This is a genomic window from Actinotignum sanguinis, assembly GCF_003957255.1.
GTDB lineage: Bacteria > Actinomycetota > Actinomycetes > Actinomycetales > Actinomycetaceae > Actinotignum > Actinotignum sanguinis.
Window position 1 is genome coordinate 1 of record NZ_QDIE01000043.1, and the last position, 11,519, is coordinate 11,519.

Annotated in this window: 9 protein-coding genes and 1 tRNA gene; 4 read left to right on the top strand and 6 right to left on the bottom strand. The window is 60.2% G+C overall.

The annotated features are described in order from the left end of the window. Positions 1-229: hypothetical protein (locus DDD64_RS08975; protein ID WP_206435358.1), on the top strand; the 229-nt coding region annotated here is incomplete at its 5' end. 147 nt (positions 230-376) lie between these two features. Here DDD64_RS08975 and DDD64_RS08295 read toward each other — a convergent pair. Next, positions 377-461: transfer RNA gene (locus DDD64_RS08295), tRNA-Leu, on the bottom strand. 189 nt (positions 462-650) lie between these two features. Between DDD64_RS08295 and DDD64_RS08300 the strand changes: the two genes are divergently transcribed. Then, on the top strand, positions 651-2,675 hold the full coding sequence (locus tag DDD64_RS08300; RefSeq protein ID WP_241227699.1) for a M3 family metallopeptidase: 2,025 nt from the start codon (positions 651-653) through the stop codon (positions 2,673-2,675). A 133-nt stretch (positions 2,676-2,808) separates the two neighbouring features. Next, positions 2,809-3,879, top strand: a complete 1,071-nt coding sequence (locus DDD64_RS08305) for a GNAT family N-acetyltransferase (RefSeq protein WP_126135900.1) — start codon at positions 2,809-2,811, stop codon at positions 3,877-3,879. On the opposite strand, the gene DDD64_RS08310 is transcribed toward DDD64_RS08305, so the two are convergent. The 4 genes from DDD64_RS08310 to DDD64_RS08845 all read right to left on the bottom strand — a co-directional run bounded on the left by DDD64_RS08310 (position 3,876) and on the right by DDD64_RS08845 (position 10,343). Further along, positions 3,876-4,412, bottom strand: a complete 537-nt coding sequence (locus tag DDD64_RS08310) for a hypothetical protein (RefSeq protein WP_126135901.1) — start codon at positions 4,410-4,412, stop codon at positions 3,876-3,878. The genes DDD64_RS08305 and DDD64_RS08310 overlap by 4 nt on opposite strands. Positions 4,413-4,565: 153 nt before the next feature. Next, positions 4,566-7,817: an error-prone DNA polymerase gene (locus tag DDD64_RS08315; RefSeq protein WP_126135902.1), complete on the bottom strand. Its 3,252-nt coding sequence runs from the start codon at positions 7,815-7,817 to the stop codon at positions 4,566-4,568. 2 nt (positions 7,818-7,819) lie between these two features. After that, complete coding sequence (locus tag DDD64_RS08320; RefSeq protein WP_164545976.1) at positions 7,820-9,583, bottom strand: Y-family DNA polymerase; 1,764 nt, start codon at positions 9,581-9,583, stop codon at positions 7,820-7,822. Further along, positions 9,555-10,343: a DnaE2-dependent mutagenesis accessory factor ImuA' gene (locus tag DDD64_RS08845; RefSeq protein ID WP_164545977.1), complete on the bottom strand. Its 789-nt coding sequence runs from the start codon at positions 10,341-10,343 to the stop codon at positions 9,555-9,557. The genes DDD64_RS08320 and DDD64_RS08845 overlap by 29 nt, the downstream gene beginning before the upstream one ends. A 119-nt stretch (positions 10,344-10,462) precedes the next feature. Between DDD64_RS08845 and DDD64_RS08325 the strand changes: the two genes are divergently transcribed. Then, complete coding sequence (locus DDD64_RS08325; RefSeq protein WP_126135904.1) at positions 10,463-10,936, top strand: tRNA (cytidine(34)-2'-O)-methyltransferase; 474 nt, start codon at positions 10,463-10,465, stop codon at positions 10,934-10,936. Between the two features lie 89 nt (positions 10,937-11,025). On the opposite strand, the gene DDD64_RS08850 is transcribed toward DDD64_RS08325, so the two are convergent. Next, a complete protein-coding gene (locus DDD64_RS08850) occupies positions 11,026-11,322 on the bottom strand; it encodes a helix-turn-helix transcriptional regulator (protein WP_164545978.1) in 297 nt (98 codons plus the stop codon). Positions 11,323-11,519: the final 197 nt, after the last annotated feature.

The following is an 11,519-nucleotide window of genomic DNA, read 5'->3' on the forward strand; positions in this document are numbered from 1 at the left end:
CCACCGTGGCTGGTCTGAGTCTCACCTGCTCACCGCCCTGGATTACTGGCTTTATTCCAGGTCGATCAACACGCAGCCGATGTCTGATTTCGTGTCAAACACGATCCAACCAAGGAAGGAACCGGTTAGTACGCCTAGTGATAAGCCCGTCGAGATTGATACCCATATCGATACCGAACACCCCTGGGAAGACGGTCTAAACATCCGTAAAGGCCAGATCGGACGTTAACGACACGCCGCCATTAGCAACTAATTTTGTCTATTAACCCCGCGATTCGCTAACTTCTTCGGCACCGAACCTCTCCCCGGGCCGGGCCGGGGAACCCCAGCCATGCGAAAAGCCCCGGAATTTGTGTTTTCCGGGGCTTTCTCACCGTGCGCGGAGGGGGACTTGAACCCCCACCCTCTATACGAGGACTAGCACCTCAAGCTAGCGCGTCTGCCTATTCCGCCACCCGCGCGGTGATTGCCATTCAGCACGCCGTGCTGAGCAACAGAGAAGAATCTACCAGGCCCGCGCCTGCTTTTTCAAATCGCAGGCCCGCGCAGAGGTGTGATTCCACTTACGCCTGATTATGCCAGGCCACGCCGGTACTTGTCGTGCGAGCCGTGCTGGTACTTGTTCGGCCCGGCCCGCTACCGTTAAGCCTATGAGTACTCTCTTACCTGATTTTTCGCATGTGACCCCGGCATCCCAACTTGCCACGGTCCTTGATTTGATGGAGCACCAGCGCGGCGTCGTCGCCTCTCTTCTCGAGGTGACGGATGCGCCAACCGTTGATAATTTCCTGCGCCCCTTTGAGCTCTCCGGAGCGCAGCTCGAGGTGGAAGCTTCGATTTTCTACACCTATTGTTCCTCGATTGGCGGGGCTGATTGGGATCGCGTGGAGGCCGAGCTCAGCCCGAAGATGACCGCGCACGAGGACGCGCTCTATATGGATCCGCGGTTGTACCGGCGTTTTGAACAGCTATGCGAGGCGGACCTGGATCCCGAAACCGCCTATACCGCCCGCGAACACCTCAAGCGCTGCCAGCAGTCCGGTGCCGGGCTCGCTGAGGCAGCGCGGGGCGAACTTGCGGCTATCAATAACCGCATGGCCGAACTCTCTACCGAAATCGGTCAGCGTATCGTACAGGCCGGTCTGGATGACGCAGTGGAATTCACCGAAGCCGAGCTCAGCGGCCTTTCCGCTTCCCAGCGGGAGGGGCTGGCCGGGGAGGCCGCCGCGGCTGATAGCTCGGCCGCCTATCTCGCCACGCTGCGTCTTCCCACGCAGCAGCCGTTGCTGGATAATTTGGACGACGCCGCGGCTCGCGCCCGCCTCCTGGAGGTATCCCTGCGGCGCTGCGACGGCCACGACGCGGCAACCGATACCCGCGAAGCCATTTTGGAACTGGTGCGGCTGCGGGCTCGGGCCGCCAAGCTGCTCGGCTACCCGAACCACGCCGCCTACGTGGCCGCGAATTCTTCGGCCGGGACGCTCGAGAACATCGATGCGCTCCTCTCCCCCATGATGGCGCCCATCGCCCGCAACGTTGCTGCCGAAGCTGAGGAGCTGGCCGCTTTCGTCAAGGAACGCTGGGGTAAGGACACCTTCACCGCCAGCGATTGGGTGCGGGCCCAGAATCAGGCGCGCGCCGAAAAGTTCAGCATTGATGACGAGGCCCTCACCCCGTACCTCGAACTCGATAACGTGCTGGAAAAGGGTGTTTTCTACGCGGCGAATAAGCTCTACGGGCTGACCTTCACCCGGACCGAAGAGCACGGGTACACCGATGACGTGGTCGTGTGGGAGGTTGCTGAAGAAGACGGCACCTTCCTTGGCTACTTCCTGGGTGATTACTATGCGCGGCCCGGTAAGCGCGGGGGCGCGTGGATGCACGCCATCGTGCAAAAATCCGCGGAGGGATCCCCCGCTTCGGTTATCTGCAATAACCTCAATATCACCAAGCCGGCTCCCGGCGAGCCCACCTTGCTGAGCTGGGACGAAGTGGAAACTGCTTTCCACGAATTCGGGCACGCCTTGCACGGTTTCCTCTCCGACGTGCGCTGGCCCTCGGTGGCTGGAACGAATGTTCCGCGTGATTTTGTGGAGTACCCCTCCCAGGTCAACGAGATTTGGGCGCGGCATCCGGAGGTACTCGCACGCTACGCTCGCCACTACCAGACCGGGGAAGTCCTTCCCGCCTCCCAAACAGAGGCCCTCGTTGCCTCGCGCGGCTACGGTGCCGGCTTCCGCATGTGCGAAATCGAGCAGGCGGTGCTTCTCGATCAGGCATGGCATCGGCTCAGCGAAGCCGAGGTCCCGGCAAGCCCCGCCGACTTCGAAGCTTTCGAGGAGAAAGCTTTGCGAGCCACGGGTGTCCAGCATGAGCTGGTGCCGCCCCGGTACCGCAGCGCCTACTTCAACCATGTTTTCTCCGGTGGTTATTCTGCCGGATACTACTCTTACACCTGGTGTGAAGCCCTGGACGCGGATACGGTGGCGTGGTTCCAGAACGACGCCGCGCGGGAGGGCGATCTGGGCCTCAATCGCGAGGCTGGCGAGAAGTTGCGCCGCGAGGTCCTCTCGCGGGGTAATTCACGTGATCCGAAGGAGTCCTTCGCGGCGCTCCTGGGGCGGGACGTGGATGCCACCGCGCTGCTCAAGCGGCACGGCCTGGTGGAAGCCTAAGCCCTGAGGTTAGCTGCTTCTTGCGGTTCTTCTGAGATTCCACGAGGAGCGCGGGGTTGGCGCGAGGCCCGAACTGTGTGGCGGTTCGGGCCTCGCGTTTTTGTAGGCTTGCTGGCCTGCGTACACTAAAGCCATGCAGGAGTTCACACTAACCACGCCGTCGTACTTTCTCAGCGCTCCGCGCCCCGCGGATGTTCCCGCACTAGCGACGATATGCGCAGATCCGGATATTCAACGCTGGACCACGATTCCGGCCGGGTATTCGCGCTCTGATGCCGAAGCTTTCGTCACGGAGTTCGCGCCGCGGAAATGGGCCGAAGGTTCACCGGTGTGGTTGATCCGCCACAGCTCTCAATCCGCGCCGCTGGGATGTGTTCAGGTAGATGTAACGGGAAACGGACGCATCGGCCGGCTCGGCTTTTGGGCCGCCAAAGAGGCCCGTAACACCGGCATGGTGACGGAGGCCGTTCGTGCAGCGCTGGAATATTTCTTTGATAAGACCGATCTTGCCGCCATGCATTGGGATTGTGAAGTGCAAGGTTCAGATATTAATTGGGCTTCGGCAAAGATCGCGTGGAAGCTCGGCTTTTCCTTCCTTGGTATTCGCCCGGCGGTCACGGTAAATAAGGGCGAGGTCTACGGTTTATTCCAAGCAACTCTCCAGCGCGGGGAGGCCATGGAGCCCGCGCACGCTTGGTTTGGGCCCAGTGAAAAGCATCCGGCTTTTTCCGATCCGCGCCGCCCGGAGGATCTGGTACGGCAATTCCACGAAACGTACGCACTTCCCATCGTCACCGACGGGCCGAATGCGCATCGGCCGCGCCTGCCGATGCGCATGTCCCTTATCGCTGAGGAATTCACCGAATTGGTGACCGCTGCCTACGGTAAGGCGGCTGGTGAGCAGATCAGCGCAGCTTTTGAGCGCGCTGTTGATCTTGATGATGAGAGCCGCGATATCGTTGAGATTTCGGATGCGCTCGCGGATTTGGTGTATGTCATTTACGGGATGGCTTTAGAGCTGGGTATTCCGATGGCCGATGTGCTTGCCGAGGTACAGGCTTCGAACCTATCGAAGCTTGGGGCGGACGGGCGGCCGATCTATCGGGAGGACGGCAAAGTTCTCAAGGGCCCACATTTCTTCAACCCGGATATCCCGCGTGTTTTGGGACTGGCCCCGCACAATTCTGCGGAGCACTCGCGCTAACGGCGATTCGTTCCGGGGCTGTCAGTTTCGGGGGCGCCGGGAGTAGTGTCGTCACCCGGCGCCGCGTTCCCGGGTGCAGCTGCGTCGTCGTCAATAATGGCGTCTTCAATGTAATCGCTGAGGCTGGCGGAAAGAATACTCTGGGATAGCGCGTCGATCCGCTTGGAGAGCTTGCGCTGCTCGCTGAGCCGCTGGGGGCGGGCCATCGCATCAAGGACGGGGATCGCCCGGTCAAGAGAATCGAGTTCCGCACGCCAGGCCGCAGCTTTTTCGGCAATTTCCGGGGTATTGGCCGAGGCATAGAGATAGGTGACGTGTTCTTTGAGGATCTCGATGCGGCCGCCCAGGCTACGCGCTTCTCGCTCGTGCGGGTTTTTGCCGGCAAGCTGATGCATGCGGTTCTGAATTTTGGACACAATCTGCGGGTTTTCGCGAATGAGGGCACGCAGTTGCGGTCCGTAACGTGTGATCACGAAAACGATGGCGGGGCCGATCCGACGCGCAAGCCGCAACAGTGCCCGATATTTACCCATAACCTTGTGCCTCCAGATTCTGTGCGGGTGCTGCTCCAGATAGGGAGCAACTTCAGTTATCGTATCGATTGTTTGCGGCGCGGTGCGTTCTTTTCGCTAAGAGGTTTTAAGCGACGACGCCGCTACGCTTGTGCCACAAGACTTCCCGTGCGACTAGCGGAAATCCCGGGAGGGCAGGCTGATCCCGAGCGGAATAGCTGCGATTCCATCCGCGTGGAAAACAGCGGCTCCGCCATCGCGTTCGACCATCCCGCGGATAACCAGGGCGTTCGCGGTTCGTGCGATATCCCGATACTTTTCCCATAGCTGCGGGGTGATGAGGACGTTGAGCATCCCGGTTTCGTCCTCGAGGTTGAGGAAGGTGATGTCTTTCGCGGTATGGGGACGCTGGCGATGGGTAACAAGGCCGGCTACTTTGCACCTCCTTTTTTCCGGATGGGTGGACGCTGCGGCGACGGTGAGAATCCCGCGCGCAGTGAGAGCTGGGCGAATAAATTGCGTCGGATAGGAGGTGGGAGAAATCCCGGTGGCGCGCAGGTCTGCATGAGCTTGTTCCACTGCGGTGAGTTCCGGGAGCTCGGGGATCGCACCGAAAGGTTCGGTTCCGGGGATCGCGGGCTGATATATGGTCCCTCGCGCAATATCAGCATTGCTCACGGCCTGGGCGATCCACACGCCTTCCCGCCTGCTCAGGCCCAGGTTGTCGGTGGCTCCGGCGCGAGAAAGGGCCTCGATATCTGTTGTTTTTAACCGGGCGCGCTGCGCGAGATCAGCGAGGTCACGGAAAGGTGCGTGGGAGCGGGCCGTGAGAATTCGCTGCACGGCTGCGCTTCCGAGGCCCTTGATACCGGCGAGCCCAAGCTGGAGGTAACGGTGGCTATCCACGTGGATACGCGGGTGTTCCCGTTTCGGATGCGGCTCCGTATCGCATAGTTCTTCCACACTGGCGTGTTCCTGCGAACGTGTAACATCGGCTCGCCGCACCACGATGTGATGCCGCCGGGCATCGGCAACGAGGGATTGTGGGGAGTAAAACCCCATCGGTTGCGCATTGAGCAAGCCCATATAGAACTCTTCCGGGTGGTGGACTTTGAGCCAGGCGGAAGCATAAACGAGATAGGCGAAGGAAAATGCGTGGGATTCGGGGAAACCGAATTGGGCGAAGGCAGCAAGTTTCTCATAGATTTCTGCGCGCACCGCCGGATCTGTAATCCCTTGTTTTTCCATGCCTTCCATGAGTTGACCGCGGAGGCGTTCCATCCGGGCAGCTGAACGTTTCGCGCCCATGGCTTTGCGGAGTTGATCGGCTTGCGCGGGTGTGAAGCCCGCGGCATCGATAGCAATATGCATGAGTTGTTCTTGGAAAAGTGGCACCCCCAGGGTTTTTTCCAGCGCGTTTTTCAGGAGCGGATGGGGATAGGTCACTTTTTCTTTGCCTTGTTTACGCCGAATATAGGGGTTGACGGATCCCCCTTGGATAGGTCCCGGGCGGATGAGAGCTACCTCGATAACAAGGTCGTAGAAGCATTCGGGTTTCAGGCGCGGCAAGGTGGCGATTTGTGCCCGTGATTCCACCTGGAAAACTCCGACGGTATCGGCTGCTTGGAGGAGCTGATAAACTTCCGGATCTTCTGCCGGCACATTGTGCAAGCTGAGGGGACGGCCATACGGATCCAGAATTCCGCGACGCGTGAGTTCGGTGAAGCTAATACGCAAGGCGGTGAGCATTCCGAGCCCGAGAAGATCGAATTTCACGAGCCCTGCGGTAGCGCAATCATCTTTATCCCATTGCAGTACGGTTCTTCCCGCCTTGGAGGCCCAACCTACCGGACAAACGTCAATAACAGGCCGGTCACAGAGCACCATTCCGGAAGAGTGAATACTAAGATGCCGCGGGAGCTGCTGTATACGGGCAGCCAGCGCCGCCACGCGCTCCGGTATTCCGGCGTGCCGAGGCTGTGCGCCGCTATCCGAGCTAAGACTGCGATGGTGGATTGCCTCTGCCCACTGGTCGATATGGCCCTCCGGATATCCGAAGGCCCGAGCCACATCTCTGAGAGCGGAGCGCGGCCGATAGGATATGACATTAGCAACCTGGGCCGCGTGGGAACGCCCATAGCGCGCGTAGACATGTTGGATGACTTCTTCGCGGCGTGAAGATTCAATATCAATATCGATATCGGGTGGCCCCGAGCGCCCCGGAGATAAAAATCGCTCAAAAAGCATGGAGTGTTTCACGGCATCTACCGCGGTGATCCCCAGAGCGAAACAGACGGCGGAATTCGCTGCGGAACCGCGGCCTTGACACCAAATATCACGTGAATGGCAAAAGGACACTATTTCTTCAACGATGAGAAAGTATCCGGGGAAACCCAAGGTGGTGATGACCTCGAGTTCGTGTTCAATCACTTCCCAAGCTCGCGGGTATTCCGCAGGTGTCCCGTAGCGTTCCCGGGCTTTGCGCATAACAAGTTCCCGCAACCATGTGGCTTCGGTATAGCCATCCGGAACTGGAAAAGGCGGAAGGTTCGGCGCAACAAGGGAGAGGTCAAAAGCACATTCTGCTGCGATGTGGGCTGCTGCTTCCAGGTAACGTTCGCGCCCGCGGTGCAGAATACGCAAAGCGTGCCCGGAGCGCAGGTAGCTTCCGGCGGCGGGTAGGTAGGGATCTATCTCATTGAGAGTGCAGCGGGCCCGGGTAGCCGCGAATACATCGGCAATCGGACGGTCTGCGGGACGCGCGTAGTGGATGTTTCCGGTGACCGCCGCGCGAACCCCGGCTTCCTGGGCTAGGGCTTCGAGAAAATCACACCGCTGCGCATCAAGGGGCCCGGCATGGGAGGTGAGTTCCACAACCACGTTATCTTTTCCGAAGGTATCGATAAGTAGGGCTAGTTCCTGCCGGGCTGCGCTGCGAGCCCAGCTGCCTCGCTGGGTGTCAAGGATTCGGCGGAGTGCGCTTTTCCGGCAGCCACCGGTGAGGACAAGAATATCGCCATTATTGCGCGCGAGCTGATCTAGAGTATGGTGCGCGATTCCTTTCGCACCGCTGGCGAGCATGGCGTTTCCTATACTGCGGGAGAGGTGCTGATATCCGGCCGGGGTTCGAGAAAGGAAAACAAGATGGTCACCATCCGGATCCGGGCCTTCGCGCGGCCGGGTACTATTCAGCGTTATTTCGGTGCCGGTGATGGTAGGAAGGCCGGTATCCCGCCCGGCTTGCGCGAGCTGCATGACACCTGGAAAACCATTGTGATCGGTAAGAGCTAGAGCTTCGATACGCAGATCTAGGCAACGTTGTACGAGCTCTTCGGGCAAGCTAGCTCCGTCGAGAAAACTGAAAGCTGAGTGGGCATGCAGTTCCGCGTACGGAACATAGGGAGAGCTGCTGATAAAAGTGGTCATGGCTAGATGTAGCTGGCAGCAAGGTACCAGCGCTCCTGTTCTACATAGAGAAGTACAGCCCCGGTGGTGGTGACCGCCTGGATATAGGCACGCCGGGTGGCGCGTGCCCACCAGCGCTGTTCACTGACCCAGGGGCCGGCGTAGTCGAGCACCGTGAGGAATTCTTCCACCCCGAAAAGGGCGTGCAGCGATGCGGTGGGAAATCCGGAGCTACCCGTGGATAAGGTAGCACCGCCCGCAGGTGAGGTAGCACCACCGGCTACAGCAGCATCACCCACACATGAACCAGCGTGTTTTGCTGGCAAGACCGCGCGGACAGTAGCGGGAAAGGGATGCCGGCACTCCCCCGGGCAGTGCAGCGCGGTAGTAGCGGCAATAGCGAGTGGCTTCCCGCAGGTACACAGCACAGTTATCGGATAGGGAGTGCGCAGCAGCTGTACCGGAGCGGGTTCGGGCAGCCGGCCCGGCCAGGGAAGCTGAGCCCGGGAGGTATCTACGGCCTGCCCCCAGGGGATTTCTTGCACATCTTCCTCGGGGAGGCGCCCACCCACCCGGCGAGGTACCCGCACGTATTCTTCACCGAGGAGACTTTGGAGGCGGTGAGCCCCGCGAGCGGCCGCCGCATCGCTGGCGGTGCGCGCGCCCCAGAGAGGGGCCGGATGGTTACCCGCTGGGGTAATATCCCGCGCTATGAGCTCTAATTGGGTAATGCCTCCGCGGTTTTCCACGCCGGCCGCATCGGCTTCCACACCGCTAGCACCGCCGGGACTTCCCGCTAAGGCTTCCCCGTTTTCCCGAGGCTGCGCTATCCAAGCGGAGATTTGCCACCGTACCCGATCCACCACATCTTCTTGGGTGAGGAGTTCGAGGTGCCAGCTGCGTGTCATCACTTCTCCGTGCGCGGCACTCGCCCGGATATCCAGGCGAGCAGAGCCAGCCGCACCGGCACGCATTTTTGTTTCGAGCTGCCCGGCAAGATTACGTGCGGCAAACGCCGCGTGCTCCGCGTGAGTGAGAGGCGGATCAAAGGTGGCTACCACGGATATATCACGCGTATCCGGAGCTGATTCATGCGCGGGCAGGGTGCGCGCGACGGCCAGATCCCACACGTATTGCCCGATATTGCCGAAACGTGTAACGAGGGAACGCTGCCCCAGCCCGATAACATCCGCGATAGTGGCGATACCCAGATCACGAAGTAGCTCCACGCAATCGCGGAGCGCCGGACGCGTTGCTGGCGTTGCGGCAAGAAGGAAGAGCGAGATCGGTTGACCGGCCAGCGCTTGTTCGGAAGCCCCCGGAGCGATAATGCGCGAAGTGCGAGCTGCCCACAGGCTAGGAAGAGTTCCCTCCGCAATTCCAACCCGGGCTTCGCACCCAGCGGCATCAACAATATCTCCCACAAGGTTTTCACATAAGCGTTCTTCTCCCCCTTCGGTACGCGCCGGCCCCGCCGCTGAAAAGATAACCATCCCCGGTTCCACCAGCGAGAAACGCGCCACTCTATTTGAGATAGCACGCAGCACCGGGTCAAAGAAGCGCAGTTCACGCGCCCTATCACGTTGAATAACGGTGCACTGCGGCACGAGAGATTGCAGTTGCCGAGTGGGCATATCCACGCGAGCACCTTCCCGCCAGGCCCAGATATTGATGTTGGCTACCCGGTGGTGTTCCACGAGCGCTACGGGCGTTTCCCTGGTGGCAATCCCGGCCATTTCCGCTGCGATAATGGGCCAGTTAGGAACCCACACCGTTGCCTGGCGCATTATTTTCCCCCTCCCCTCGCGTTTCGCTAACCGGTACCAAACGGAGCCCGCCTCCAATAGCCTGCCCGCGCGGAACCCGAGGCGCCGGCGCAGCTTCGCGTACAGCTGGCACGGCGCGCAGGCCCGCGGCCGGGTGCCAGCCGGTAGCATCCCAGGAAATACGCAGGCGCGCACCGTGCGCGGAGCGGAGCTCCACGGTGATATACGCGACGTGCCCACTTCCGTTGGCCGGGCCCGTCACCGACTCATAGCGCGCATTCACCCGATCACGCACCTGCCAATTTTCCGCAATAAGCAGTGTTTCCCGGCTACGTGCCCGGTGCGCGAGCCTACGCTGCTCCCGCGTATCCACTCGCAGCGTGCTCCCCACAATCACCACGTCGAAAAGATCAATCGCGGCCGAGAGCGCCGCCCCGCTCCGCGCCGGCGGGAGGTAAGGAATAGTAACAATCCGATTGAGATCACTGCCTAACCCGGCGCAGGCTTCCCACCCCATATCAGGAACGCCCAGATAGATGCACCACGCGCCTTGCGCGCTTACCAGGGCGGCCACCAGTGCCAGTGCAATACGCGAACCGCTGACTCCGAGCGTCATTCCCGGGGCTAGACCCCGCGGAAAAAGCGGAGAAAGTTCCGGTGGGAGATCCCACCCGTTCCCGCCCGAATACGGCTGTGGCTTCGGTTGCGATCCAGCTAATCCCACCGTGGATTCCGCGCGGGCCAGCGCGGCACGCGCGGCCGCTAGTTTCTGCGCACCCATAGCATCCTCCCACACAACATATTAGAACGTATGTTCGATTTTACGATACGGCTTTACTCTACCGAAGGGATACGACACAAAAATCGCGCGTGAAATTCTCAGGCGAGTACCCTGGATAGGTGCTTCATATTGTTTTCTACGAGCCGCGCATTCCCGGTAATACCGGCGCGGCGATTCGCCTAGCGGCGTGCACCGGCGCCACCTTGCACCTTATCGAGCCCCTCGGTTTCGATTTTTCTGATGCCCATCTCAAACGTGCCGGCTTGGATTACCACGACCTCGCGGACCTCGTTATTCACCCGAATTTTGAGGAGTTTCTCACCAGCGCGCCCGCCGCTCGCATCTTTGCTTTTACCGGACATACTCAGAACAACTTCGCCGAGGTCTCTTACCAGCCCGATGACTATCTTCTCTTCGGGCCCGAACCGACCGGCTTACCCGCGCGCGTCGTCGCCCACGAACGTATCACCGCGGCGGTGCGCATACCGATGCTCCCCCACCTGCGGTCCCTTAATCTTGCCAATGCGGCATCCATTGCAACCTACGAAGCCTGGCGCCAGCTCGGATACCCCGGTACCGCCCAATTTTCCTAGGGTATTTCACCGGCATCCCCGGCGTGATGGCCCGCATCGCACGCGCGGCATCTCACGCGAGCGCACCCCAGCGCCGGTCAGGAATCGGGTTACAGGCCTTCCTCGCGAAGCGCCTGATCATATAAGCGCTCGGCTTCGCCAAGTAGTTCCCCGGCGGACATTTCCAGTGCCCGCGCCAATTGGAGCAGCGTCCGTAGCTGCGGATTAGCTGGCTTTCCGGTTTTATGGTCGGAGCGCCCGCTTTCTAGCGATTGCAACGTGGTGCGGTTGAGATTGGCGCGCAAAGCTAGATCTTCTTGCGACATTCCCAGGTTTTCACGCCGGTCACGTACTGTTTTCGCCAAGCGCCACGCGACGAGCGAATCGATTTGGGAACTGTCCTGCACCCTTCCACTTTCGCCGTGCGTAGCACCTTCCTTCCACCGGGTATACCCGGCATTAACAGTAATTATTTTCGGGTTAATAGACAAAAAGTGGGTCTCATATCCGGGGTTTGCCCTGCCATAGCAACGAAAAGTCAGCCTTATTGAGCTCGAGTACCTCAATAAGCTTGCTTCCTTGACACCTGCGGTGGAATGTGCAG